At 75.1% G+C, this 24,476-nt stretch carries 20 protein-coding genes; 6 read left to right on the forward strand and 14 right to left on the reverse strand.

The genetic code is table 11. The annotated features are described in order from the left end of the window. The first annotated feature begins 44 nt into the window (after positions 1-44). Complete coding sequence (locus tag ACFC0B_RS12545; RefSeq protein ID WP_376085316.1) at positions 45-1,490, forward strand: sugar porter family MFS transporter; 1,446 nt, start codon at positions 45-47, stop codon at positions 1,488-1,490. 121 nt (positions 1,491-1,611) lie between these two features. After that, entirely contained in the window at positions 1,612-2,862 is a 1,251-nt protein-coding gene (locus ACFC0B_RS12550; RefSeq protein ID WP_376085317.1) for a nitric oxide synthase oxygenase, read from the forward strand. Here the strand turns inward: ACFC0B_RS12550 and ACFC0B_RS12555 are convergent. Beyond that, the gene (locus tag ACFC0B_RS12555) at positions 2,805-3,542 is read right to left on the reverse strand and encodes a TetR/AcrR family transcriptional regulator (RefSeq protein ID WP_376085318.1); all 738 of its coding nucleotides are present in this window, start codon (positions 3,540-3,542) and stop codon (positions 2,805-2,807) included. The two genes, ACFC0B_RS12550 and ACFC0B_RS12555, sit on opposite strands and share 58 nt — an antisense overlap. Positions 3,543-3,669: 127 nt before the next feature. Here ACFC0B_RS12555 and ACFC0B_RS12560 point away from each other — a divergent pair, with 127 nt between their 5' ends. The 4 genes from ACFC0B_RS12560 (at position 3,670) to ACFC0B_RS12575 (ending at position 8,499) form a co-directional block, all read left to right on the forward strand. Continuing rightward, a complete protein-coding gene (locus ACFC0B_RS12560; RefSeq protein ID WP_376085320.1) occupies positions 3,670-4,818 on the forward strand; it encodes an acyl-CoA dehydrogenase family protein in 1,149 nt (382 codons plus the stop codon). 36 nt (positions 4,819-4,854) lie between these two features. Continuing rightward, positions 4,855-6,042 (forward strand): thiolase family protein, encoded by a 1,188-nt coding sequence (locus ACFC0B_RS12565; protein ID WP_376085322.1) that lies wholly within the window; start codon positions 4,855-4,857, stop codon positions 6,040-6,042. A gap of 120 nt (positions 6,043-6,162) precedes the next feature. Beyond that, positions 6,163-6,921 (forward strand): 3-oxoacyl-ACP reductase FabG, encoded by a 759-nt coding sequence (gene fabG, locus ACFC0B_RS12570; RefSeq protein WP_376085324.1) that lies wholly within the window; start codon positions 6,163-6,165, stop codon positions 6,919-6,921. Positions 6,922-7,125: 204 nt separating this feature from the next. Further along, a complete protein-coding gene (locus tag ACFC0B_RS12575; protein ID WP_376085326.1) occupies positions 7,126-8,499 on the forward strand; it encodes a S8 family serine peptidase in 1,374 nt (457 codons plus the stop codon). A gap of 42 nt (positions 8,500-8,541) precedes the next feature. On the opposite strand, the gene ACFC0B_RS12580 is transcribed toward ACFC0B_RS12575, so the two are convergent. The 13 genes from ACFC0B_RS12580 to ACFC0B_RS12640 form a co-directional block, all read right to left on the reverse strand. Beyond that, the gene (locus ACFC0B_RS12580) at positions 8,542-8,724 is read right to left on the reverse strand and encodes a DUF397 domain-containing protein (RefSeq protein WP_376085328.1); all 183 of its coding nucleotides are present in this window, start codon (positions 8,722-8,724) and stop codon (positions 8,542-8,544) included. Continuing rightward, entirely contained in the window at positions 8,721-9,602 is an 882-nt protein-coding gene (locus ACFC0B_RS12585; RefSeq protein ID WP_376085330.1) for a Scr1 family TA system antitoxin-like transcriptional regulator, read from the reverse strand. The genes ACFC0B_RS12580 and ACFC0B_RS12585 overlap by 4 nt, the downstream gene beginning before the upstream one ends. Positions 9,603-9,991: 389 nt before the next feature. Then, positions 9,992-11,149, reverse strand: a complete 1,158-nt coding sequence (locus tag ACFC0B_RS12590) for a DUF6183 family protein (RefSeq protein WP_376085332.1) — start codon at positions 11,147-11,149, stop codon at positions 9,992-9,994. 53 nt (positions 11,150-11,202) lie between these two features. Continuing rightward, positions 11,203-11,697: a hypothetical protein gene (locus ACFC0B_RS12595; RefSeq protein WP_376085334.1), complete on the reverse strand. Its 495-nt coding sequence runs from the start codon at positions 11,695-11,697 to the stop codon at positions 11,203-11,205. A 6-nt stretch (positions 11,698-11,703) separates the two neighbouring features. Further along, positions 11,704-13,773, reverse strand: coding sequence for a hypothetical protein (locus tag ACFC0B_RS12600; protein ID WP_376085336.1), 2,070 nt, complete (start codon positions 13,771-13,773; stop codon positions 11,704-11,706). Between the two features lie 1,156 nt (positions 13,774-14,929). Continuing rightward, on the reverse strand, positions 14,930-18,958 hold the full coding sequence (locus tag ACFC0B_RS12605; RefSeq protein WP_376085337.1) for a LysM peptidoglycan-binding domain-containing protein: 4,029 nt from the start codon (positions 18,956-18,958) through the stop codon (positions 14,930-14,932). Continuing rightward, positions 18,958-19,434 (reverse strand): pilus assembly protein TadG-related protein, encoded by a 477-nt coding sequence (locus ACFC0B_RS12610; protein WP_376085338.1) that lies wholly within the window; start codon positions 19,432-19,434, stop codon positions 18,958-18,960. The genes ACFC0B_RS12605 and ACFC0B_RS12610 overlap by 1 nt, the downstream gene beginning before the upstream one ends. Positions 19,435-19,592: 158 nt before the next feature. Next, on the reverse strand, positions 19,593-20,096 hold the full coding sequence (locus tag ACFC0B_RS12615) for a TadE/TadG family type IV pilus assembly protein (RefSeq protein WP_376085340.1): 504 nt from the start codon (positions 20,094-20,096) through the stop codon (positions 19,593-19,595). Next, positions 20,093-20,470 carry a TadE family protein gene (locus ACFC0B_RS12620; protein ID WP_376085342.1) on the reverse strand — a complete coding sequence of 126 codons (378 nt, stop codon included), beginning with the start codon at positions 20,468-20,470 and terminating at the stop codon, positions 20,093-20,095. The genes ACFC0B_RS12615 and ACFC0B_RS12620 overlap by 4 nt, the downstream gene beginning before the upstream one ends. A gap of 41 nt (positions 20,471-20,511) precedes the next feature. Further along, positions 20,512-20,790, reverse strand: coding sequence for a hypothetical protein (locus ACFC0B_RS12625; RefSeq protein WP_376085344.1), 279 nt, complete (start codon positions 20,788-20,790; stop codon positions 20,512-20,514). 60 nt (positions 20,791-20,850) lie between these two features. Next, entirely contained in the window at positions 20,851-21,729 is an 879-nt protein-coding gene (locus tag ACFC0B_RS12630) for a hypothetical protein (protein ID WP_376085345.1), read from the reverse strand. Then, positions 21,726-22,754 (reverse strand): type II secretion system F family protein, encoded by a 1,029-nt coding sequence (locus ACFC0B_RS12635; RefSeq protein ID WP_376085347.1) that lies wholly within the window; start codon positions 22,752-22,754, stop codon positions 21,726-21,728. The genes ACFC0B_RS12630 and ACFC0B_RS12635 overlap by 4 nt, the downstream gene beginning before the upstream one ends. Beyond that, a complete protein-coding gene (locus ACFC0B_RS12640; protein WP_376085349.1) occupies positions 22,751-24,400 on the reverse strand; it encodes a CpaF family protein in 1,650 nt (549 codons plus the stop codon). The genes ACFC0B_RS12635 and ACFC0B_RS12640 overlap by 4 nt, the downstream gene beginning before the upstream one ends. Positions 24,401-24,476 lie beyond the last annotated feature (76 nt).

Here is a 24,476-nt window from a genome sequence, read left to right on the forward strand (position 1 = left end):
ATCGCGGCTACCGAACTCAGCGTTGAGTACCAGGAGTCAAGATCGTGAGCGTCACCCAGCAGTCCGCGGAGCCCTCCGGGCCCGCGGAGGCGGAGACCGGGCCGGCCCCGTCCGGCCGGCTCGGCTTCGTCGTCTACATCACCGCCGCCGCGGCCCTCGGCGGCTTCCTGTTCGGCTACGACAGCTCCGTCATCAACGGCGCGGTCTCCGGCATCCAGGAGAAGTTCGGTGTCGGCGACGGCGTGACCGGTCTGATCGTCTCCTCCGCGCTGCTGGGCTCGGCGGTGGGCGCCGCCCTGGCCGGCCGGTTCGCCGACCGCCACGGCCGGACCACCGTCATGAAGGCCGGCGCGCTGCTCTTCGCGGTGAGCGCGATCGGCTCCATGCTGCCGTTCTCCGCCTGGGACCTCGCCCTGTGGCGGGTCCTCGGCGGAGCGGCCATCGGCATCGCCTCGGTGATCGCCCCGACCTACATCGCCGAGGTCGCGCCGGCCCGGTACCGCGGCCGGCTCGCCTCCTTCCAGCAGGCCGCCATCGTGCTCGGCATCGCGATCTCCCAGCTGGTGAACTGGGTGCTGGCGAACGCCGCCGGCGGCGAGACCCGCGGCCACCTGCTCGGCCTGGAGGCCTGGCAGTGGATGCTCGGCATCTGCGTCGTCCCGGCCGCCGTCTACTTCGTGCTCGCCTCGACCATCCCCGAGTCGCCGCGCTTCCTCATCTCGGCCGGCCGCCTGGACGAGGCCCGCGCCGTCCTCGCCGACGTCGAGGGCCGGGACGTCGACGCCGACGCCCGGATCGCCGAGATCCGGGGCCTGATCGCCTCCGACCACCGCCCGCGCTTCCGCGACCTGCTCGGCGGGCGCTTCGGCCTGCTGCCGATCGTCTGGGCCGGCATCGGCCTGTCGGTCTTCCAGCAGCTGGTCGGCATCAACGTGATCTTCTACTACTCGTCGATCCTCTGGCAGTCGGTGGGCATCGACCAGTCCAACTCGTTGCTGATCGGCTTCATCGGCTCGGTCATCAACATCCTCGGCACCGTGATCGCGATCCTGCTGGTCGACCGGATCGGCCGCAAGCCGCTCGCGCTCATCGGCTCGGCCGGCATGGCCGTCGCCCTGGGCGCCTGCGCCTGGGCGTTCTCCTCCGCCACCGGCAGCGGCGACGACGTCACCCTGCCCGACCTCCAGGGCACCGTGGCGCTGGTCTCCGCCAACGCCTTCGTGCTGTTCTTCGCGCTCTCCTGGGGCGTGGTGGTCTGGGTGATGCTCGGCGAGATGTTCCCCAACCGGATCCGCGCCGCCGCGCTCTCGCTGGCCGCCTCCGCCCAGTGGATCGCCAACTGGGCGATCACCGTCTCGTTCCCGGCGCTCTCCCGCTGGAACCTCTCCGCCACCTACCTCGCGTACGCGGTGTTCGCGGCGCTGTCCGTCGTCTTCGTGGCGCGCTTCCTCAAGGAGACCAAGGGCGTCCGCCTGGAGGACATGGGCTGACCACCCCCGCCGGCGGCCCCCGGCCCCCGCACCCTAGCGCGAAGACGCCGGGGGCGGGGGCCGAATCGTTCACTCCCTGCGATCCCGCGCACACCTCCGGTATCCCTGTCCGGCAGGAGGGATGTCCTTGATCTTCGACCGGCTACGCACCCGCGGCACGCGCCGATCCGCCGCCACCGCCCGCGGCGGCGCCTGCCCCCACTCGCACGCCCACGTCCACGGCCACCTGGTGCCGGACGAGCCCCCCGGAGTGCCCGCACCCCCGGCGGAGCCCGCCGCCGACCGGCTCTTCACCGACCCCCGGCAGGCCGCCGACTTCGTCCGGCAGTTCCACACCGAGCAACCCGCCGCCGGCGCCCCGGACGAGCGGATCCGCGCCGTCCTCGACGAGATCGACCGCACCGGAACCTACGAGCACACCCCCGACGAACTCGCCTACGGCGCCAAGCTCGCCTGGCGCAACGCCGCCCGCTGCATCGGCCGGCTCTACTGGCGCAGCATGGTGGTGCGCGACCTGCGCCACCTGTCCTCCGCCGACGACCTCGCCACCGCGTGCTTCGCCCACCTGCGCACCGCCACCAACGGCGGCCGGATCCGCCCGGTGGTCTCGGTGTTCGCCCCCGACCGGCCCGGCCGTCCGGCCGCCCGGATCCTCAACCAGCAGCTCGTCCGCTACGCCGGCCACCCCGGACCGGACGGCCGGTGGATCGGCGACCCGGCCGGCGGACAGCTCGCCGCCCGGGCCCGGGACCTCGGCTGGAAGGGCGGCGAGGAGCGGTTCGAGGTGCTGCCGCTGCTCGTCCAGGAGCGGCCCGGCGAGCGGCCCGCCTGGTACGAGCTGCCCGAGGACACCACGCTGGAGGTCCCGCTCTCCCACCCCGGGCACCCGTGGTTCGCCGAGCTGGGCCTGCGCTGGTACGCGGTGCCGGCGATCAGTGACCAGACGCTGGAGATCGGCGGCGTGCGCTACCCCGCCGCGCCGTTCAACGGCTGGTACATGGGCACCGAGATCGGCGCCCGCAACCTCGCCGACGCCGACCGCTACGACATGCTGGCCACCGTCGCCGAACGGCTCGGCCTGGACACCTCCAGCGACCGCACGCTCTGGCGGGACCGCGCGCTGGTGGAGCTGAACGTCGCGGTGCTGCACTCCTTCCAGGAGGCCGGGGTGACCATGTCCGACCACCACACCGAGTCCGAGCGGTTCCTGCGGCACGTGGCGCGGGAGAAGCGGGCCGGCCGGCCGACGCCCGCCGACTGGAGCTGGATCGTGCCACCGGTCTCCGGCGGGCTGACCCCCGTCTACCACCGGTACTACGACCCGGTGGACCCCGCGCTGCGCCCGGCGTTCGTGGCCCGGGAGCCCTGGTGATCCCGGTGATCCCGGTGGCCCTGCCGTTCCGGGCGCTCCGGGCGCTCGTGCTCCAGCCGTTCGAAGCGCAGCACCAGCCCGTCGAGGAGCGCCTCCAGACCCGTCTCGAAGGCGCCCTCGTCGACGGCCGCGCGGTGCTCGGCCAGCCGGTGCGCCTCGCCGAGGTGCGGGTAGTCGGCCGCGTCGTACACCCCGGCGTCCTCCGGGAAGCCGGCCGCGAACGAGGCCAGCGCCGAGCCGGTGACGAAGTACCGCATCAGCGCGCCGATCCTGGTCGCCTGCCCGCGCGGCCAGCCGGCCTCGACCAGGTGGCCGAAGACGGCGTCGGCCAGCCGCAGCGCGTTCGGCCGGCGGCCGGGGCCCTGGGCGAGCACCGGGACGATGTGGGGGTGGGCGGCGAGCGCGGCCCGGTAGGAGCGGGCCCAGTCGCGCAGGGCCCGCGGCCACGGCGCGCCGGCGGCGAACATCGACAGGTCGACCTCGCCCATCACGCCGTCCACCACCGCGTCCAGCAGCTCGTCCTTGGTGGCGAAGTGGTTGTAGAGGGAGGGCCCGCTCACCGAGAGCTCGGCGGCCAGCCGGCGGGTGGAGAGCGCGGCCAGCCCCTCCTCGTCGACCAGCCGCAGCGCGGCGGTGACGATGCGCTCGCGGTTGAGCAGCGGGGTGCGCGGGCGGGCCATCGGCGCGGTTCCTCCGGTCGGGTGGGGGTGTGGACCGATTCTGGCAGGTGCCCCTTCCCAGCACGGCCGGTCGGAGCTACAGTCCCCTCGTAAAACTTGCAGCGCTAGTTTAACTGGGGGCGCCCCGATGGACCTGGAACTCTCCGAGGAACAGGCCGCCGTCCGCGCGCTCGCGGCCGCCTTCACCGACCGCGAGATCGTCCCGCACGCCACCGCCTGGGACCGCGCCGAGTCGGTCGACCGCACGATCGTCCGCCGGCTCGGCGAGGTCGGCTTCCTCGGCCTGACCATCCCCGAGGAGTACGGCGGCAGCGGCGGCGACCACCTCGCCTACTGCCTGGTCCTGGAGGAGCTGGGCCGGGGCGACTCCGCCGTGCGCGGCATCGTCTCGGTCTCCCTCGGCCTGGTCGCCAAGTCCGTCAACGCCTTCGGCACCGAGGAGCAGAAGCGGCACTGGCTGCCCCGGCTCACCTCCGGCGATGCGCTCGGCTGCTTCGCCCTCACCGAGCCCGGCACCGGCTCCGACGCCGCCAACCTCACCACCCGGGCCGTGCGCGACGGCGGGCACTGGGTGCTCGACGGCGGCAAGACCTTCATCACCAACGGCACCTGGGCCGACGTCGCGCTGGTCCTCGCCCGCACCGGCGAGCCCGGACACCGGGGCATCACCGCCTTCCTGGTGCCCACCGACCTGCCCGGCTTCACCCGTACCGAGATCCACGGCAAGCTCGGCCTGCGCGGCCAGGCCACCGCCGAACTCGCCTTCGACGGCGTCCGCGTCCCCGACGGCGCCCGGCTCGGTGCGGTCGGCAAGGGCTTCACCGTCGCCATGGCCGCGCTCGCCAAGGGCCGGATGTCGGTCGCCGCCGGCTGCGTCGGCATCGCCCGGGCCTGCCTGGACGCCGCCGTCCGGTACGCCGGCGAGCGCGAGCAGTTCGGCGCGCCGATCGCCTCGCACCAGCTGGTCCAGCAGCTGCTGGCCGGGATCGCCGTGGACGTCGAGGCCGCCCGGCTGCTCACCTGGAAGGTCGCCGACCACATCGAGCGCGGCCTGCCGTTCGCCACCGAGTCCTCCACCGCCAAGCTGTTCGCGAGCGAGGCGGCGGTGCGGGCCGCCAACAACGCCCTCCAGGTGTTCGGCGGCTACGGCTTCATCGACGAGTACCCCGTCGGCAAGTACCTGCGCGACGCGCGGGTGATGACCCTCTACGAGGGCACCAGCCAGATCCACCAGCTGCTCATCGGGCGCGCGCTCACCGGCGTCAGCGCCTTCTGACCCACCGTTCCCCCTCTCGACTAGGAGCCCGACCTCGTGCGTCCTGTCTACTTCGCCGCAGCCCGCCGCACACCCATCGGCCGGCTGCGCGGAGCGCTCGCCACGGTCCGCCCCGACGACCTCTCGGCCACCGTGCTGCGCGCCCTGCTCGCCAACCTGCCCGCCCTCGACCCGGCCCGGATCGACGACGTCTACTGGGGCGCTGCCAACCAGGCCGGCGAGGACAACCGCAACGCCGCCCGGATGGCCGTCCTGCTCGCCGGACTGCCCGACAGCGTCCCCGGCGCCACCGTCAACCGGCTCTGCGCCTCCGGCCTGGAGGCGGTCACCATGGCCGCCCGGGCGATCGGCTCCGGCGAGGCGGACGTCGTGCTCGCGGGCGGCTGCGAGTCGATGACCCGCGCCCCCTTCGTCCTCCCCCGCCCCGACGAGGCGCTGCCGCACCGGATCGAGACCTACGACACCCGGCTCGGCTGGCGGCTCACCCACCCCCGGATGGCCGAGCTGCACGGCGTGCTCTCGATGGGCGAGACCGCCGAGGAGGTGGCCGCCCGGTTCGGCATCACCCGGGAGCGCCAGGACGCCTTCGCGCTGCGCAGCCACCAGCGGGCCGCCGCCGCCCGCAAGGACGGCCGCTTCGACGCCGAGCTGATCCCGGTCGAGCGGGCCGACGGGGTGACCGTCGGCGAGGACGAGTCGATCCGCGAGGACACCAGCCTGGAGAAGCTGGCCCGGCTCAAGCCCGCCTTCCGCCCCGGCGGAACGGTGACCGCGGGCAACGCCTCGCCGATGAACGACGGCGCGGCCGGGCTGGTCCTGGTCAGCGAGGAGGCGCTGGGCGAGCTCGGCCTGGAACCGCTCGGCCGGTACGTGGCCGGCGCCTCGGCGGGCGTGCACCCGGACGTGATGGGCATCGGGCCGGTGCCGGCCACCCGCAAGGCGCTCGCCCGGGCCGGCTGGTCGCCGGGGCAGGTCGAGGAGGCCGAGTTGAACGAGGCCTTCGCCGCCCAAGTACTGGCCTCCGTCGACCAGTTGGGGATCGACCCGGAGCTGGTCAACCCGACCGGCGGCGCGATCGCGCTCGGCCATCCGCTCGGCGGCTCCGGCGCCCGGATCCTCACCACCCTGCTGCACCGGATGCGCCGTACCGGCGGGCGCCGGGGCCTGGCCACCATGTGCGTGGGCGTCGGCCAGGGCACGGCGGTGCTGGTGGAGTCCGCCTGACGGCTGACAACTGACAACTGACAGATATCAGATGACAGCTGACAGATTTCAGATAACAGATTTCAGATGACAGATTCTGTCAGCTGTCAGCCGGACCTCCACTTCCCGAGGAGCAGGACCATGACGCGTTTCGCAGGCAAGGTCGCCGTCGTCACCGGCGGCGCGCAGGGGATCGGCGCGGCGACCGCGCGCCGGCTGGCCGAGGAGGGCGCGGCGGTGGCCGTCGTCGACCTCTCGGCCGAACGGGCCGCCGGAACGGCCGGGGAGATCGCCGCCAAGGGCGGCACGGCCCGGGCGTACGGCTGCGACGTGGCCGACTACGACGCCGTGGAGGAGGTGTTCGCACGGATCAACGAGGACCTCGGCGGCCTGCACATCCTGGTCAACAACGCCGGGATCACCCGGGACAACCTGTTCTTCAAGATGCCCAAGGCCGACTGGGACGCGGTGCTGACGGTCAACCTGACCAGCGCCTACAACTGCAGCCACGTGGCGCAGAAGTACATGGTGGCGCAGAAGTGGGGCAAGATCGTCTCGCTCAGCTCGCGCTCGGCGCTCGGCAACCGCGGCCAGGCGAACTACGCCGCCGCCAAGGCCGGGATCCAGGGCCTGACGGCGACCCTCGCCATCGAGCTCGGCCCGTACAACATCAACGTGAACGCGGTGGCCCCCGGCTACATCGCCACCGCGATGACCGCCGCGACCGCCGCCCGGGTCGGCGCCACAGCCGAGGACCACCAGACCGAGGTGGCCGCCCGCACCCCGCTGCGGCGGGTCGGACAGCCGGAGGAGATCGCCTCGGTGGTCGCCTTCCTGGCGAGCGAGGACGCCTCGTACGTCAGCGGCCAGACGCTGTACGTCAACGGCGGGGCGCGCTGACACGCCGAGCCCTACTGACGGTCCATCAGATGACCGTCCCTGGTGGTGGGTTACCTTCACCTGGGACGGTCTTGACCTTTTTCGGTGGCCGGAGGCGACCATGCCGACAGCATGAAATGACTATGGCATGATCATGCGGCACTCGATGGGATGGCCGGACCGACCCGTCCGATCCCGGCCGGGCCCAGCGTCCCTAGGAGTCCCATGGGCAGCCCTCGCACCCTCCGCCGCGCCCTGGCCCTGCTCGCCGTCGGGGCCACCGCCCTCGCGGCCGGCACGGTCTCCACCGGCTCCAGCACCGCCGGCACCACCGCCACCGCCGCGCCGAGCGCTGCCGGCGTCCACGTCCGCCCCGCCTCGGCCGGCCGGGTGAACGCCGCCGGCCGCACGGCGCCGCTCACCACCTCGCAGTGCGTCAGCGAACTCGGCATCCACTGCTACTCGCCGATCCAGTACCGCGAGGCCTACAACCTGAACCCCCTCTACCAGGAGGGCGTCACCGGCAAGGGCCGCACCATCGTCATCGTCGACTCCTTCGGCTCCCCCACCATCCAGCACGACCTGGAGGTCTTCGACCAGCAGTGGGGTCTGCCGAACACCCAGGTCGAGGTGGTCAAGTGGGGCGACGTCCCCCCGTTCGACCCCGCCAACCCCGACCACACCGGCTGGGCGGGCGAGGCCACCCTCGACGTCGAGTACGCCCACGCCATCGCGCCGGACGCCCACATCATCCTGGTCGAGACCGGCGTCGCCGAGACCGAGGGCACCACCGGCCTGCCCGAGATGATGGACGCCGAACAGGCCCTCATCCGCTCCGGCCGCGCCGACGTCATCTCGCAGAGCTTCGGCGCCACCGAGAACACCTTCCCGGGCTTCGACAAGGGCGACTTCCGCTCGCTGACCGACCTGCGCTACGCCTTCAAGGAGGCCGCCGCGCACGACGTCACCGTGCTCGCCTCCTCGGGCGACGCCGGCGCCACCGACTACCAGCAGAACGGCACCGACCTCTACCCCTACCGGGTCAACTCCTGGCCCTCCTCCGACCCGCTGGTCACCTCCGTCGGCGGCACCCAGCTCACCCTGGACGACGCCGGGAAGCGCACCGCGCCCGACAAGGTCTGGCACGACGCGTACGGCGCGGGCGGTGGCGGGGCCTCCGGCGTGTTCGAGCGGCCGCTCTACCAGGCGGGCGTCGCCCGGGTCACCGGCAACCACCGCGGCACCCCCGACATCAGCATGAGCGCGGCCGTCGACGGCGGCGCCTGGACCTACGAGTCCTACGACCCGGCCCGCGCCGGCTGGCACCTCACCGGCGGCACCAGCGAGGCGGCGCCGATCTTCTCCGGCGTGGTCGCCCTCGCCGACCAGCTCGCCGGCCACCGCCTCGGCCAGCTCAACTGGCGGCTCTACGGCCTCGACCTGCTCCCCGAGAAGTGGAGCGGCCTGGTGGACGTGACCACCGGGGACAACTCCTGGGGCGACGTCACCGGCTACCAGGCCACCAAGGGCTACGACCTCGCCAGCGGCCTCGGCACCATCGACGCCCACCGTTTTGTCCACGCCCTCGCCGGACGGTAGGACAGAAAGCGGCCGTCCGCCGACGGGCGGACGGCCGCGCCGTCAGATCGTCTGCGCGAACTCGACGAAGGACTCCCAGGCTGCCGACGAGAAGGTGAGCTGAGGGCCGGACTTGTCCTTGGAATCACGCACCAGGACCGACTCGGTGGCCTCGGCGACCTCGACGCAGGCGCCGCCCTCGCCACCGCTGTAGCTGCTCTTGAACCACACCAGATCGCCGCTCATCGCTCTCCCAGCATCTTCTCGATCAAGGACAGGGAATCCTGCGGAGAGTGCGCCTGCGCCCTGAGGGTGCCGTACCGCACGTTCAGGAGACGGACCTCCTCCGCATCCGTGATGAGCCTACCGTTCATCTGGACTTCCATATAGCCGGTCTGCGGGCGCCCCTTGGGCGTGATCAGGATGAAAGAACCGTCCATGCCGGCGTTCTCGGCTCGGTCCATCGGCATGATCTGAAGCGTCATGCCACGGGTGTCCCCGATCTCCAGGAACCGTTCGAGCTGCCCCCTGTGCACCTCCGGACCGCCGAGCCTCCGGTGCAGAACACCCTCGTCGATCACCCAGCTGAAGACCGCATGGGGCCACCGGGTGAGGATCTCCTGTCGCGCCATCCGGGCCGACACCCGGATCTCGACCATCTCCTCCGCCAGCAGCGGCTGCCTCATACGGAACACCGCCCGGGCGTAGTCCTCGGTCTGGAGGAGTCCCGGCGCCAGGTAGGCGCTCCAGTCGTGGTGTTCGAGGGCCGACGCCTCCAAGCTGGCGTAGTTCCGGAACCACTCGGGGTGTCGCACCCGCGCCCTGGCCTTCGCCCGCTCGATGTCCTCCGCGATGACGAGCAGCAGCCCTCTCGCGTCCAGCACCCGCTCCGCCGCCACCAGCAACTCCCGCTGCGGCGTCCGCTTCCCCTGCTCCACCGCGCCGATCAGGCTCTCGGTGTAGCCGACCTCCTTCGCGAACTCCTTCTGCGTCATCCCCGCCCGCTCGCGCAGCAGCTTGATCTGCCGCCCGATCGCCCGCAGGAAGTCCGACACCTCCGACAGGTCCTCGTCCAACTGCGGGCGCACCTCGCCGCTCTCGCCGCCGCCCCGAACCTCGACCATTTCGGCCTCCCCTGCTCTCCACCACGCCGCACTGTCCGCACACGCGCACGCACGCACCGTGCCCGCCGAATGCATCGTCAGCGTAGTGCGGGAGAGGGCCCGTTCCCTCAGGATCCGACGTTCTCCTCGCCGCCCCCGGGCCGCCCTCCGTCTCCGAGAGCCGCCACCGACCGCCGTCCCGCCGGACCACAGGTGACCGTCCCGACGCTCAACTCCCTTGGACCGGAGGAGCTTCCACCCACACCGGTCACACTCGCGGAGCCGACCGCCAGCGGCACACGCCGGGGCACGGGTTCGAGCCGCACCTCGCGCTCACCTCCACGCGCCGGGCGCGCACCACCGCGCTCCGCAACGGAGTGGGAAGTCGGACCGACCGACTTCCCACTCCGTCAGTCGGTCGTCGTCGCGGCCAGGACGGCCAGCCGACGGCGGTCCGGGGCAACGGCCAGCACGCCCAGGTCCCACACCACCCGGTGGAACCACGGGGTGGCGGCACCGAACCGGTACCAGGCACCACCCCGGACATACTCCTCGGCCTCCCCGGCCGACGCGTCCGCCGGGGCCCCGGCGAGCGCGGCGAGCGAGCGCCACGCCTGGAGCCGGCCGTACGCCCCGTGGCAACCGGAGTCGTACGCACCGCCCGTGGAGGCCGCGGCGAACAGCACCTGCCAGACCTCGGCCGCTTCGACGGCGACCACTCCGAACCCGGTCTCCTCCCCCGGGTCCGGCAGGTCTCCCAGGTCCGCCAGGCAGTCCAGGCCCAGCGCCACGAGGGCGCCGGGCACCGCGTCCGGCTCCAGGGGCTCCGCGAAGGCGAAGGTCCGCGCCTCGAAGCGGCCCTCCGGCTCATCCGGGTGCTCGGCCCAGTTCGCCACGGCCGCCGCAACGGCCGCCGCGGTGGCTGCGGTCGTCGTCTCCACCACCGCCGGCACCCGGACGTCCAGCCGGGGCGCCGCGTGGCGGTCCTCCGGGTCCCAGTACGGCAACCCGTAGCTGCCACCGTCGATTCCGTAGTACGGCAGGTCCGGCTCCCGCTCCGCCGCCATCGGCGCCAGCGGCAGGCCGCCCAAGGGGTGGTCGCGCCAGTGCGGCGAGGTCGCCCACCCGGCGACGCCCGGGGTGTCCGCCACCGGGACGCCCCTGAGCACCAGTTCGTGCAGCAGACAGGCCCGCAGCTCCTCCGAGGCTGCCCCGCCCTCGGGGCCGTCGTCGAACACCACGGTCAGGTCCTCGGGTCGCCGGCAGGCCGCCAGCACCGACGCCACGTAGCGGTCGTACGCGGGATCGTCCGGCCCGCCCGCGGCGAGCAGTCGCAGCAGCTGGCCGACGTTCCCGGGCCCGCGGGTCACCGCGAGCCGCCGCACCAGCCGGTCGAAGAGGCCGTCGAACTCCGCCGCCGAGCGATGGCTCCGCGCCAGCCCGATGCCGAGGTCCGCCACGAACGCCGCGTCCCCGCGCTTGAGGCGACGGCCCGCCAGCCTCTCCAGCTTCAGGGCGTTCCGGTTGGTCAGCGGCATCGCCAGGATCTTCGACAGCTCATCGTCCACGGCGGCGAGCATAGGCGGCCTCCGGTACGTGGTCGCCCGGTTTTCCCGGTCCGTCAGTGCTCCGGCGCCCTGCCCCGGGCCATCGCCCGGGCCTCCCACGGCTCGAACCCGCCCCGGAAGTCCCGGGACTCCCGCCAGGTCCCTTCTCCGGCCAGCGGGACGCCCACCAGCACCTGACCGCCCGACGGCGAAAGGGTCACCTCGACCTCACCGGCGATCACGGCCTGAAGGAATTCGAGCGCGAGGCAGGTCGGCACCCAGTCGAAGACGTAGTCGTCGAACACGATCCGGCAGGCGCTGTAGCCGTCCACCACCATCACGATGAAGAAATGGTCCTCCGAAGCCTCCAAGCGGAGATCGAAGAGCCGCGGCGGCTCGACCGGCACCACCTCCACCGACTCGAAGAGGCCCGACGCCTCGACCGCCGCCACGAACGCCGCCACGTCCGTCAGCGGCCAGGGCTCGCCGGTCCGCAGGGAGCGCTCGGCGTGGCGGCGGTTCTCCTGCCACCGGGCCACGGCGTTCGAGATCGCCGACAGGATGTCCATCCCGGGTCAGGCGGGGTCGGGCCGGGCGGCGGCGAGGGTGGCGAGGTGGCGTTCGGCGGCCCGGAGCTTGCGGCCGTCGGGGCCCGGGAGGTGGGCGCGCAGCTCGATGATCTCCGGGGCGATCCGGAGCGCCTCCGTACGGTCCGCGATCGCCCGCCAGCAGGCCTCGGCGTTGGTCGCCGCGTGCTGGGTCTCCGGGTGCTCGGCCCCGTGGCTGTTCAGCAGGGAGAGGGCGACCTCGCGGTAGATGTCGGCCGCCTCGGCCGGCCGCCCGGCGAGGCGGGAGACGTGGGCGCGGACCTGACGGACCTGCAGCACCGGGGCGGAGGCCGGGCCGTGCTCGGCGATCGCCTCCAGTTCGAGGGCGAAGGCCAGGTCGGTGGCGGCCGCGTGGTCGCCCGCGTCGGCGCTGCGGACGATCCGGCCGATCACCTCGCGGTAGTCGGCGCGGGGCTCGGAGAGGTCCGCCTCGGGGGCGGGGGCGGGGGCGGGCTCGGGAGCGGGATCGTCGGTCGCCACCGGCTCGGCCTCGGGCTCGGCCTCGACCTCGGCGGCCTCGACCTCGGCGACCTCGACCTCGGGGACCTCGACCTCGGGGACCTCGGCGACCTCGGCCTCGGGCTCGTCGGCGGACGCGGGAGCGGGCTCGTCGACCGGCACCGGCTCTGCCTCGGTCTCAGCCTCGACCACGGGCTCGGGGGCCGGGGGCTGCCAGGCACCGGGCTTCACCAGGTCGACCGGCTGCGGCGGGAGCGGCGGCGTGGGCGGCACGCCGGGCTTGATCAGGTTCACCGGTCCCTCGGGCACCGGCGCCTCCGGCAGCGTCCGCTCGAACACCGGGGCGGCCACGACGGCGGCCGGCTTGTCCAAGGTGACGGCCGGTCGGAGCGGCGGCACCGCGTCCTGGGGCACGAGGTCCTGCACGACGTCCTGCACGGCGTCCTGCGGGACGGCCTCGCGCGGCGCACCGCCCCACGGCCGCTCCCCCGTCCAGGCGGCCTCCTCCTGCGCGGCCGGGCGGGGCAGCACGGCGGCCGGGCTCGGCCCCTCGTACGGGACGGCCTCGGGGAACGGGCCCTCGCCGCGCCGGGCGGTGTTGCGGAACACGGGGCGGTCCGGCGCGTGCGTGCTGAGCACGATCACGTCGGGGCGGAGCACCGAGTACACCTGCTGGCGCAGCTGCTCGGGGGCCAGGACGGCCTCGGCGCCCGGGCGGCCGCCGTGCAGGGCCTCGATCAGCGCGCGGGTGAACGTGCCGATCTGCTCGGGGTCGGGGCTGATGACGGCCCACAGCGGCAGGCCGTCGCCGAGCGCCGGGGCGGCGCCCTGGAGCAGCGGCCAGGCGTTCTGGTCGGCGCTCAGGTCGGCGATGACCAGGGTCTGCCAGTCCGCCGGGCGGTTCCGCAGCTCTCCGGCGATCGCCTGCCAGGCGAGGCCGTCCTGGCGGATGCTGCCGGGCTTGGAGTCCCGCAGGGTGAGGTGGAGTTGGCCGCCGCGCTTGTCGGCGAGCAGGTGTCCGCCGAGGTGGACGAGCAGCGGCCCGGGGTGGCGGGCGGCGGCGCGCAGATGGGCGAGGACGGTGTGCGGGTCGCTGGCGCCGGGCAGGTGGACGGCGTCGACGGCGTCGGCGGCGAGCAGCACCTGCGGGGAGACGGCGGCGAGCATCGCGGACAACACCGGCGCCTGCGCCGGGCCGCCGCGGCCCCAGGTGCGGCGGCCGGAGGTGCCGTAGCCGCCCTCGACGACCAGGATCCGGCCGCGCGGCCCGCCGCCCAGGCCGCCGAAGCCGGGCAGGCCGTGCGCGGGGGTGGTGCCGGGGGCGGTGAACATCGGCGGGACGGCCGGGCCGACGGGGGCGCCGCCCATGGCGGGCATGCCGATGACGGTCCATCCGGTGGACGGCGCGGGCGGTCCGGGCACCGGTCCGGGGGCGGGGGCGGGGGGCTCGTACAGGGCGGCCGGCCCGGGCGGGTGCTCCTCGTAGGCGTTGCGCGCGGACGGCGGCGGTACGGCGTCCCGGGTCCCCGTGTCCGATACGGGCTCGGGACCTCCGGGGACCGTCCTCGTCTCCGCCATCTCCAGGTCACCGCCCCGCCCCGCCGCTCAGCGGCGTCTGCTGCCTCTACCCCGCGTGGCGCCTGCCACCACACCCGTGTGCGCCACCCTACGAGATCCCGCCACACCCGATCCAGGCCGGGTCGACGTTGACACGCCCCCGGCCCCACGCTCCGGGCAACCCGCCTCGCCCGCTCCGCCGGACAGCCCACCAAGCGCCGCCCGCCCAGGAAGTCGGCCACCCCGACTTCCCACTCCGCACCGAGTCGGAGCCCCCGAAACACGACCCCGGCGGACAGACCTACCGGGCAACGGTCGAGGCGCCAGAACACGCCACCGCTCAGCAGAAACGATTCATCACCGGGCCGACAGGAGCAGAAAGTCGACCGAATCGACTTCCCACTCCCCACCGACACCACCGGACCGCAGCCCCGGCGGAAGCCGGACGGCGGCGAGGCCTGCGACAGCCGGAGCCGATCCAGCCACCCCTCCACTCCCAGCCGGACCGCCGGGCGAAGGGCCGCGCCACCGGGGGGCCAACCAACCGCCGCCGCCCCGGCGAGACCAGACGCCCACGAGAGGTGCGCGACCAAACCATGGGCGCAGGAAGTCGACCGGACCGACCTCCTGCGCCACCCTCCCCACCCGACAGGCCCGGAGTCACGCGACAGCCAGGACGTCAGACCAGCCCGGCAACCAGCAGGAACGATTCATCACCGGACTGGCGAGCGCAGAAAGTCGGCCAAGCCGACTTCCCACTCCAGCCCGGTCGGCGGCGCAGGGCCGCAGGAAGGGCGGGCCGGGAGTCCGCGAGCAAGCGGCACCGACCGGCCGGTTGGCGCAGGAAGTCGAGTCGGCCGACTTCCTGCGCCAGCCCGGCCCACCCGAGAACCCCGGAATCGCACGACAACCGGGCATCGGCAACGGGCAGGAGAGCCACAGAAACGATTCACCACCGGACCGGCGGAGTGGGACGTCGACCGGGCCGACTTCCCGCTTCACCCGAGGCCACACGGCGGGCAGGCCCGGAGCCTGCGAAGAGGATTCGCCGCGAGGGCCGGCGGAGTGGGAAGTCGATCAGGCCGACTTCCTGCTCCGGCCCCGCGGGGCGGAGATGGAGCGGCCCGGAGTGGGGAGTCGGGTGGGCCGACTTCCCGCTCCGGGCCAGAGGGGTGGGTCAGGAGCCGGCGAGGAGGTCGCGGAGGAGGGCGACGGTGTCGGCGTCCAGGTCGCGGCCGGTGCGGCGGCTGAGGGCGTCCAGGCGGTTGACGGCGCGCAGGAGTTGGTCGCGGGCGCCGGCGGAGGCGTAGGCGTAGAACAGGTCGCGGTGCAGCAGTTCGACGTCCGGGGCGACGGCGAGGCCGCGGAAGACGGCGGCCTCGGCGCTGCGGTGGTCGCCGTACTGGAGGCGGCGGGCGGCGAGTTCGTGGGCGGTGTCGACGATCGCGGCGATCATGTCCTGCCGTTCGCCCTCCGCCCAGCCGTAGGCGGCGGGCGGGGCCTCGGCGAACGGGGCGCCGCGGACCAGGGCGAGGGCGTGGGCGAGGGCCGCGTCGGCGGTGGCGCTGGTGCTGCGCATGCCGCGCCGGTAGAGGCTGCGGAACTCGTCCCAGTCGCAGGTGACGGCGGGCGCGAAGGTGTAGCCGTCGGCCGCGTCGGTGGGCAGGAACGGCCGGCCGTCCGGGGCGGTGCCCAGCCAGGCGGCCAGGTCGGCGAGCTTGTCGGTCAGCGGGCTGCGGGCGTCGGCGGCGGTGGGGTGCGGGTCGAGGTGGGCCGCGCCCGGGTGCAGGTCGTGGTCGAGGGCGGTGTGGTCGGCGCCGGGGCGCAGGGCCAGGTAGGCGGCGAGTTCGGTGAGCCGGTCGACCGTGCCGGGTTCGGCGCTGCCGCCGGTGCCCGCGACGTCGACCGGGCCGAGCAGGCGGATCCGGGGGGTGCTGCGGGTGGCGTGCGCCTCCGGGGAGCGGAGGATGGCGAGCAGGTCGTCGCTGTCGCTGCGGCCGGAGGTGGTCCGAGCGACGGGTGCGGTGGCGGCGGGTCCGGGCTCGGGGCGGGCCGGGACGCGCGGGTGGGCGGCGGTGGGGGCCGGGGCCGGGTCGTGCGTCGGCACCGGTTCGGGGACCCGCTCGGGCTCCGGGACCGGGGCGGGCGCGGGGATGGCCACCGGAACGGGCGCCGCGTCGAGGGCGGGCGCCGGAGCGGGGACGGCCGGGGCCGCCGTGGCCCCCGGGACCACGGGCGCCACCGGCTGGACGGGCTCGACCGGCTCGGTGGGCGCGACGGGGGCGGCGGGCGCGACGGGCTCGATCAGCGCGGCGGGACCCGGCAGGCCGAGGTTCTGCGTCGTCTCGTCCCCGTCGAAGCCCCCGGACCCGTCCGCCGCGGGCTCCCCCGTCACCGGCGCGACCGGGAACGCGGCGGCCGGGCCGGCCGGCACGGCGGAGGCGCCGGCCTGGCGGCCGAGCCCGTTGATGAGGTGGCGCGGGGCGGGCAGCGCGGCCGGTCCGGCGGCGCCCGGGAGCGGCGAGGCCGGGTCGGTGCCGGCGAACGGGCTGGCGCCGGTGCCGATCACCCGGGCCAGCAGGCGCGGCCCGGCGGCCCCGGGGCCGCCGTCGGCGTCCGCGTCCGCGTCGTCCGCGTCGTCCGGCCCGCCGAAGGCGGCGTCCAGCGCGGCGAACGAGAAGCCCGCCGGGCCGTCCGGGCCCGGGCCGGCGGCCGCGCCGACGCCCGCGAGCACCGGGACGGGCACCGGCAGGTCGGCCGGCTCCAGCTCCTCGCCGTCCAGGGTCCAGGCGGGGGCGGGGTGCTGGGTGGTGTCGTCGGCGCTCCGCAGCAGCTCGGCCACCTGCTCGTACTGGCCGGTGGTCAGCCGCTGGAGTTCCAGGGTGAGGTGCAGACCGGGGATGGTGGCCTGGCCGGTGGCCGGGAGGGTCCAGCGGGCGACCGGGCCGGTGCCGCGCTCGGGGGCGCGGGTGACCACGGCGACGCAGGTGCGCGGGCGGGCGTCGAGCAGCCTGCCCAGTTCGGCCGGGACCTCCCCGCCGGGCTGGTGGGCGCAGAGCACGATCTCGGGCACCCAGGACTCGTCGGCCAGGCCGCGGCTGCGGGCGTCCCGGGGGCTGGCGGACTCGGCGGCCACCAGCGTCGCGCGGGCCTTGGCGGTGCGCGGGCCGAGGGCGGCGAGCGCGGCCTCCAGGGTGGTGTGGCGGTGGATCCGCTCGGCGGCGGGGCCGCTGATCGGCACCTCCTCGGCGAGGTCGACCAGGTGCAGGTGGAGGCGGTCGGCGAGCGGGCTGTGGGCGAGTTCGAGGGCGAGGGTGCGCAGCACGTCGCGGGCGTCGTCCGGGTGGCCGGAGAGGTGCAGCAGCCGGACGGTCTCCAGGTCGGCGAGGACCACCGAGCCGTCGGCGGCGGAGCCGAGGGTGACCAGCGCCGGGTAGGGGGCGGCGGTCTTGCGGGCCTGGGCCGGCGAGAGCAGGCCCTCGGAGTCGGCGGCGCACCACCAGATGTTGGGCGCGTGGGCGACGCGGAACGGCGCGATGGGGGCGGCGGCCCCGGAGAGGTGGAGCTCGATCGTGCGGCCGGGGGTGATCCGGGCGGCGACGATCGCGGGCAGCCGCTTGCCGCCGCGCACGGTGTTGCGGGCCATGCTGCGCAGGGCGCGGTCGAGCAGGTCGAGGCCGGCGTCGTCCTGGCGGGCCTTCAGCTCGGCCTCGAAGGCGGCGGCCGGGGCGGCGGGCAGGGCGATGCGGTGCCGGGGACGGCGGGCGCGCAGCTGGCCGCCGCGCTTGCGGGCGACGGTGCCGACCATGATCGCGGCGAGCAGGACGCCGACGGTGGAGGCGGCGAGGGCCACGGTGTAGTCGTCGTCCGGGGCCTGCTCGGCGTGGGCGGCGGGCGCCTGGGCGTCGGCCTGCGCGGCGGGCGCGGACGGCTGTCCGGCGGCGGGCGCCTGGGCCGGCGCGGGCGTCTCGGCAGCGGGCGCCGAGGGGGCCTGGGTGCCCGGCGCGGGCGGCGGCGGGGTCGGGGCGGGCGCGGGCTCGGCGGCCGGCGCGGGGGCCTGGTCGGCGGCGGGGGCCGGGGCGGGCGCGGCCGCCCCGGGCAGGGTGAGCACCATGCCCGGCGCGACGACGTCCGGGTCGGTGAGCCGTTCGCCGTCCGGCGCCTGGGCGCCCTTGTTGGCCTCGAACAGCTGCGGCCAGGCCTCGGCGTCCCCCATCGACCGCTCGGCGATGGCCGAGAGGCTGTCGCCCTCCTTGACGGTGACGGTGCCGCCGCCCTGGGCCGCACCGCCGGACGCGCCGGACGCGCCGGACGCGCCGGGCGTGCCGGCCTGCGGCGTCCCGGCCGGAGCCGGGGCCGGGGCCGGAGCAGGGGCGGGCGCGGCGTCGGGCTTGGCGTCGGCCGGCATCAGCAGGTTCCAGCCGGGGTGGATCGGCCGGTCCGCGTCGAAGCGGGTGCCCGAATCGTCCATCACCCGGCCGTCGTTGAGCTTGGCGATCTCCACCCAGCGCTCGCCGGAGCCCAGTTGGCGCTCGGCGATGGACCAGAGGCTGTCGGCGGGCCGGCTGTCCCGCACCGTGTAGCCGGCCTGCGGCTCGGCGGCGGGCGCGAGCGACGGCGCGGCCTGCGCGGCGGCCGGCAGCGCGTGCTGCACACCGGCCGTGACCTGGGCCGTCGCGGCGGTGGCCGCCTGCGGGTGCTCGGCGGTGGCGGCGAAGGCCCCGCCGGCCACCGGCAGCAGCGCGATCACCGCGCCGACCAGGCCGGCCGCGGCCCGCTGGCTCCAGCCGAAGGCCGGGACCCGCCGGGCCACCCGGCCGCGCAGCTGCGCCGGGATCTCCAGCAGCACGGAGAGCGCGAAGCAGGCCCAGCCGACCCAGCCGACCACCACCAGCAGCCACAGGAACAGCCGCCCGTCGTCGGGGCTGGTCAGCAGCGCGCCGAGGCCGTCGGGGGCGAGCGGGCCCATGTCGGCCACCGCCCCGGTGCCGTACAGCAGCAGCGCCGGGAGGCCGAGGAGCAGGCCGAGCAGGGTGATCAGGGCCGCGAGCGCGGCTAGCACGCCGCCGCCCCGGCCGCGTCCGCCGCCGCCCGCCCGACGGGGCGGGCGCGGCGCCGGCCGTCGGCCGGACGCGGGGGTGGTGGTGGGCACACCCCGGGCCGGACGCCCGGCACGGGTCTGGTCCTTGACGCGTGGCGCGGCCATCAGTCGGTCTCCGCTTCCTTGACTCCGTGGACGAGGGTGGCGCGCCCCTTGCCCGTGACCTTCCGCTTCCCGAGGTCGCCCAGCAGGACGGGGTGGTACTCGGCCCGCACCGTGATCTCGACGGTGGCGCCGTCGTCCAGGAACTCCACCCTGTCGGTGCTCAGGCCGTACAGCCGGAGGTAGCTGTTGGCCGCCTCCTCGACGTACGCCCGCTGCACCTTGTACCCCTGGCCCTGCAACAGGGCCGCCTCGTCGAGCTGCTGACCGCCCACCCGGGCGGCCTCCTGCGCGTAGCTGTCGACCCGTTCCGCGAGCCGCAGCTTGCCGCCGGCGTCGACGACCAGCGCGATGACCAGCACCAGGCCGCCCGCGCAGATGGCGACGAAGATCGACACCGCGCCCCGGTCGGTGCGTCCGCCGAGCGGCCCGCCGAGCCGGGCGCGGCGGAACCGCCGCACCGCGCGTCCGCGTGCCATGGCGTTCCCTCCCCACCGGTCCGTCCGCCCTCCCCCGGGCGCCCTCCGCATGCGTCTCCCCCGCCCGACGGCTCTCCAATCCCCGTCCGGCCCGCTCGTCCTCACAACCCCGTCACCACCCGACCCACGACCTGACACATCCTCGCCCCGTCCACGCCTCACTGACCCCGGTACCGGTCGACGACCGAGACGAACCGCCCGGTGAGCGTCTTCGTCAGCGGCACGTCCGGCCCGCCGACCAGATCGCCCAGACCGACCTCGCACCGCACCGCCACCTCGACCGTCGCCAGGGTCACCCCGTGGCTGACCAGTTCACCGTGCACGACCTCCACCTCGCTGCTCCGGCAGTGCACGCCCTGCTGCCGCATGGCGTCCTCGGCGGCCTTCTTCGCCGCGCCGTCCATCCCGTCCACGCTGCGCGCCATCGACGCCGTCCGGGCGGCGGAGCGGGCCGCCGCCTCCACCGTGCCGGCGGCGGTCTGCACCCGGCCCGCCGCGACCGCGACCAGGATCAGCGCGACCACGGCGGGCGCGACGATCGCCGCCTCGATGGCGGCGCTGCCGCCGTCGCGTCCGCGCGCCGACCGGCCGGGGAGGCGGACGGCGAGCCGCCGCACCCACCCGGCCGGGCGCGCGGACCGGCACCGCACCCGGGCGTTCACGGCCCCACCTCCGCCGGCGCGACGAAGCGCTCGCGCGGCGCCTCGGCGAACTGGGTGACGGTCGGAGGCGTGATGAACGGCACGATCACCGGCGCCTTCACCTCGACGGTCACCCGGATCAGCACCGGTGAGCTGCCGTCCGTGAGGACCCGGTGCTCCCGGTTGCCCTGCCGGTTGAGGAAGTCGTCCGCCTGCCGGCGCGCCGCCTCGTTCTTCTCCTCGTCGCTCCGCTTCCCCTGGGCCCGCCCCGCGTCCACACCCTCGCGGGCAGCGCTGAGCGCGAGTTGGCGCTGGTACCACCACAGCCCGGTCTGGGCGACGGCCAGCACCAGGATCAGGACGACCGGGAAGACGATGGCCAGGCTCAGGCTCATCGACCCCCGGTCGGAACGGCGGAGGCGACGACGGCGGGTCATCAGGTGGCCGCACCGCCGTGCGGGTAGTTCGGGTCCTCCTCGACCTTCTTGACGACGTTGTCCTTCAGGTTGACCAGGGCGACCGTCACCAGGCCCGCGATGAACACCAGTGCGATGACGGCCAGCGCGAGCTCGATGCTGATGGCGCCCTTGTCGCCGCGCGCCCGGGCGGCCTTGGCGCGGCCCATCCGGAAGTGGAACAGCATCAGGGCGAACTGGAAGGGCAGCAGCATCGTGCCCGCCAATCGTCCGACCAGTGACTTGAGCTGGTGGTTCATCGGGTTCTCCCAGGGGTGAGGTGTGGTGACGGAGGCGCTGACCTCCGCGGAGGGGGCGGTTCAGTTGAGCATCTTGTAGAGCGCGGGGAAGATGATCAGGACGGTCATCAGCATCGTCAGGGCGGAGCCCGGCGCGACCATCCGCTCGCTGTCGGCGTTGGCCCGGGCCAGGTCCTCGGCCATCAGCTCGCCGCGCAGGCCCTTGGCCCGGGCCCGCAGCGTGTCGTAGACGGCGGCCCCGTCGGTGCCGGAGATCCGCATGATGTCGGCGAGGTCCTGGAGCGGGGTGAGGCCCAGCTCCACGGCCAGCGCGTCCAGCCCGGCCCACGGCGGCAGCCGGTCGGTGGCGGCCCGGTCCAGCGCGTCGCGGATCCGGCGGAACACCGCGCCCCGCCCGACCGCGGCGGCCCGGCGCAGCGCCTCGGCCGGGCCGAGGTCGGCGGCCCGCTCCATCGCGACCAGCTCCAGGTAGGCGGCGATGCCGTGCAGATACTCGACCCGCGCCTCCTTGGCCTCCCCGCGCACGATCGCGTCCGGGACGAACCAGAGCAGCGCGGCCAGCAGCGGCCCGGCCACCAGCGGCAGCGCGAACGGCAGGCTCAGGTCCATCAGCAGGGCCGCCACCATCAGGTACGGCGGCAGCACCAGCCCGAGCAGGGCGAACAGCAGCTTGTGCACCATGAACCGGGCCGGGGTACGGCCGATCAGGGCGAGTTCCCGCTCGGGGACGCGTACCCCGCGCAGGCCGATGGAGCGCTCGCCGAGCCGGTCGAACCAGCGCGGCCGCTCGTCCGGGTCGAGCGGGCGCTCCTCCGGGGTCCGGTGCAGCCGGTCCAGTGCCTGGCCCAGGTCGGGCGGCGCGGGCCGGAGTTCGGCGATCAGCATGGCGACGCCGCCGGCCGCCACGGCACCGGCCAGCACGGACCAGGGGGAGATCATCGCGCCTCCCCGAACAGTCGCACGCCGCCCTCGGCCCCGGCCGCCGCGCCGGGCTCGGGCCCTCCGTCCGCCCCCGGCGCGGCGGCCGTACCGCCCTCGCCGCGCCGGCGCCACAGCCCCCGGCCGGTCCGGCTGCGCCGGTCCGCCTCCAGCAGCCGCGGCACCGGCGGGTACGAGGCCAGCGCCCGCATCCAGGCGATCACCCCGACGAACAGGCCGCAGACCACGCCGAGCACGATCTGCCCGAGCACGCTGCTGTACGGGCGGGTGTACTCGGTGTTGAACGAGCCCACCACCACGACGAACAGGATGATGCCGACCAGCCAGCGGATGGTGGTGCGGTGCTTGGCCCGGTCGGCCTCGATGGTGCGCCGCTGGCGGACCTCCTCGCGCACCGACTCGGCCATGTCGGCCAGCGCCCGGGCCAGGCCCGGACCGCTGTCCCCGGCCCGCAGCAGCAGCGCGGCCAGCACCTTGTCCGCGGTGGCGTCGGCCATGTTGTCGGCGAACAGGCGCAGCGCCTCCTCCGGCCGCCAGCGGGCCTGCAACCGGGCGGCCAGCTCGCCGACCTCGGCCTCGATCGCGGCGGGCGCGGTGCGCCGGCTGGTCACGATGGCCTGGTTGAGGCCGACGCCCAGCAGCAGCACGTCGGCGATCCGCTGGGTCCACTCGGAGAGCGCCTCCAGCCGCTCGATCCGGTCGGTGTCCGAGCGGGTGGCGTCGAACAGCCAGGGCAGGCCGAACACCGCCAGCGGCACCAGCAGCACGCTCAGCGGGATGCCGGTGAACAGCCAGCCGAGCGGCGCCCCGATCATCGCGAGCGGCAGCTGCACGCGGCGCAGCCGGGCGACCCGGTGCGAGGCGGTGCCGGGCGCGCCGTACCAGAACACGTGCAGCCGGGAGGCCAGCGGACTGGGCTCCCGCGCCTCCGGTTCCTCCGCCGGGTCGCTGCCGCGCGCCCAGACCACCAGGGCGACCAGGCCGGCCGCGACGGCCAGTCCGCAGAGCACGAAGAGCGGCATCATCGGGCGCCACCGCCGATCCGGAGCTGCAGCGGCGCGGCCCAACTGCCGTACCGGGAGCCGAGCAGCGCGGCGTCGAAGCCGGCCCGGCGCAGGTCGTCCAGGCACTGCGGCGGGGTGTGCGGGACGGCGCGCGGCTCGCCGAGGTCGGGGCGCGGCCCGAACACGGTGTTCAGCGCGGGCCGGCCGCTCTCCCCGAGGCCGGCGACCTCCAGGACGTGCGAGACGAAGCGGTGCCGGCGGCCGCCGACGGCCGTCTCGTCGACCATCGCCACGTGCACGATGAGGTCGACCGCGTTGGCGGTGAGCCGGTAGGCGAGCGCGTCGGTCATGTGCGAGCCGTACTCCAGGCAGAGTTCCGCGATGCGGTCGACGACCATGTGCGGGCCGCGCGCGTGGAGGGTGCACATCGAGCCGCCCTCGCCGTTGGTCATGACGCGCAGCATCGGGACGACCTCGCCGGAGCGGACCTCGCCGACGATGATCCGCGAGAGCGTCATCCGCAGCGCGGCCGGGATGAGGTCGCCGATGGTCAGTTCGCCCGCCGAACGCCCGTCCACCCGTTCGCCGTTGCCCTCGCGGGCCTCCATCGGGACGACCTGGCGCAGGTGGCCGAGGGTGTGCAGCCAGAGCTCGAACTCCGACTCCAGGGTGCCGATCCGCTCGTCCGGCGGGATCTCGGCGGCCATCGCGCGCAGCAGGCTGGTCTTGCCGACGCCCTGGGTGCCGGTGATCATCACGTTCTTCCGGGCCCGGATGGCCGAGGCCAGGAACGCGGCGAGGGTGGTGTCCAGGGTGCCGAGCCGGACCATCTCGGGCAGGGTTGCCGAGGCCACCCGGTGCCGGCGGATCGCCACGTACGGGCGGGGGGTGACCTCGGTGAGCGCCTGGAGGCGCATGCCGCCCTCCAGGCGCAGGGCGAGGGTCGGGCTGGCGGTGGACAGGGTGCGCTCGCCGCCGCCGTGCTGGCGGGCGAGGTCCTGGAGCAGCTCGACGAGTTCGGCGTCGCTGTCGGCGACCGGCGGGACCTGGCGCAGCGGCTGGTGGACCCGGGAGACCCAGACGTCGTCGCAGCCGTTGATCAGGATGTTCTCGATCTCCGGGTCGTCGAGGTAGGGCTGGAGGCGGCCGGCCCGGAACAGCAGGTCGAAGACGGCCTCGGAGAGCGCGCGGTCCTGGTCGCGGGTCGGCGGGATGCCGTGGGTCTGCGCGTAGGCGTCGGACCAGCGGGCGACGGCCTCCTCGATCAGCGCGCGGCCGCGCTGGCGGCGGGTGGCGCGGTCCGGCTCGGTGCCGGAACCGGCGGTCAGCCGGGTGATCTGCTGGTGCAGTTCGGCGGCGACCTGGCGCTTGATCTCGCGCGCGACCTGCGGGTCGACGGCCGGGCGGGTGCCGGCGCCGCGCAGGTCGAGCGAGGGCAGCTGGGAGGGGACGACGCTGGGCCCCTGGGGCTGCGGCTGCGCGTGGTGCTGCGGCTGCGCGTGGGCCGGGGCGGCGTGGGCGCCGTTCGGCTGCGGTGCCGCCGGCGGCTGGTCGGCCGGGACGACCCGGCCGGGGGCCACCGGGTGGACCGGGCCGGGCAGCGGCGTCGCCCAGGGCAGCGCCGCCGGGTCGGTCGCGGGCTGCTGGTGCAGCGGGCTACCGCGCACGGAGCACCTCCCCGTCGACGGGCTGGATGGTCGGGTCCGGCTGCCCGGGGCGGGGCTGGGCGCTCGGGTACGGCTG

The organism is Kitasatospora sp. NPDC056184, from assembly GCF_042268405.1.
Classification (GTDB): domain Bacteria; phylum Actinomycetota; class Actinomycetes; order Streptomycetales; family Streptomycetaceae; genus Kitasatospora.

What these genes read in the sequence shown, in the direction of transcription:
- ACFC0B_RS12595 (WP_376085334.1), bottom strand. Translation starts at nt 11,697, where the DNA reads ATGGACATCCTGTCGGCGATCTCGAACGCCGTGGCCCGGTGGCAGGAG.
- ACFC0B_RS12600 (WP_376085336.1), bottom strand. Translation starts at nt 13,773, where the DNA reads ATGGCGGAGACGAGGACGGTCCCCGGAGGTCCCGAGCCCGTATCGGAC.
- ACFC0B_RS12550 (WP_376085317.1), top strand. Translation starts at nt 1,612, where the DNA reads ATGTCCTTGATCTTCGACCGGCTACGCACCCGCGGCACGCGCCGATCC.
- fabG (WP_376085324.1), top strand. Translation starts at nt 6,163, where the DNA reads ATGACGCGTTTCGCAGGCAAGGTCGCCGTCGTCACCGGCGGCGCGCAG.
- ACFC0B_RS12620 (WP_376085342.1), bottom strand. Translation starts at nt 20,470, where the DNA reads ATGAGCCTGAGCCTGGCCATCGTCTTCCCGGTCGTCCTGATCCTGGTG.
- ACFC0B_RS12610 (WP_376085338.1), bottom strand. Translation starts at nt 19,434, where the DNA reads ATGGCACGCGGACGCGCGGTGCGGCGGTTCCGCCGCGCCCGGCTCGGC.
- ACFC0B_RS12625 (WP_376085344.1), bottom strand. Translation starts at nt 20,790, where the DNA reads ATGAACCACCAGCTCAAGTCACTGGTCGGACGATTGGCGGGCACGATG.
- ACFC0B_RS12630 (WP_376085345.1), bottom strand. Translation starts at nt 21,729, where the DNA reads ATGATCTCCCCCTGGTCCGTGCTGGCCGGTGCCGTGGCGGCCGGCGGC.
- ACFC0B_RS12560 (WP_376085320.1), top strand. Translation starts at nt 3,670, where the DNA reads ATGGACCTGGAACTCTCCGAGGAACAGGCCGCCGTCCGCGCGCTCGCG.
- ACFC0B_RS12605 (WP_376085337.1), bottom strand. Translation starts at nt 18,958, where the DNA reads ATGGCCGCGCCACGCGTCAAGGACCAGACCCGTGCCGGGCGTCCGGCC.
- ACFC0B_RS12580 (WP_376085328.1), bottom strand. Translation starts at nt 8,724, where the DNA reads ATGAGCGGCGATCTGGTGTGGTTCAAGAGCAGCTACAGCGGTGGCGAG.
- ACFC0B_RS12555 (WP_376085318.1), bottom strand. Translation starts at nt 3,542, where the DNA reads ATGGCCCGCCCGCGCACCCCGCTGCTCAACCGCGAGCGCATCGTCACC.
- ACFC0B_RS12575 (WP_376085326.1), top strand. Translation starts at nt 7,126, where the DNA reads ATGGGCAGCCCTCGCACCCTCCGCCGCGCCCTGGCCCTGCTCGCCGTC.
- ACFC0B_RS12585 (WP_376085330.1), bottom strand. Translation starts at nt 9,602, where the DNA reads ATGGTCGAGGTTCGGGGCGGCGGCGAGAGCGGCGAGGTGCGCCCGCAG.
- ACFC0B_RS12635 (WP_376085347.1), bottom strand. Translation starts at nt 22,754, where the DNA reads ATGATGCCGCTCTTCGTGCTCTGCGGACTGGCCGTCGCGGCCGGCCTG.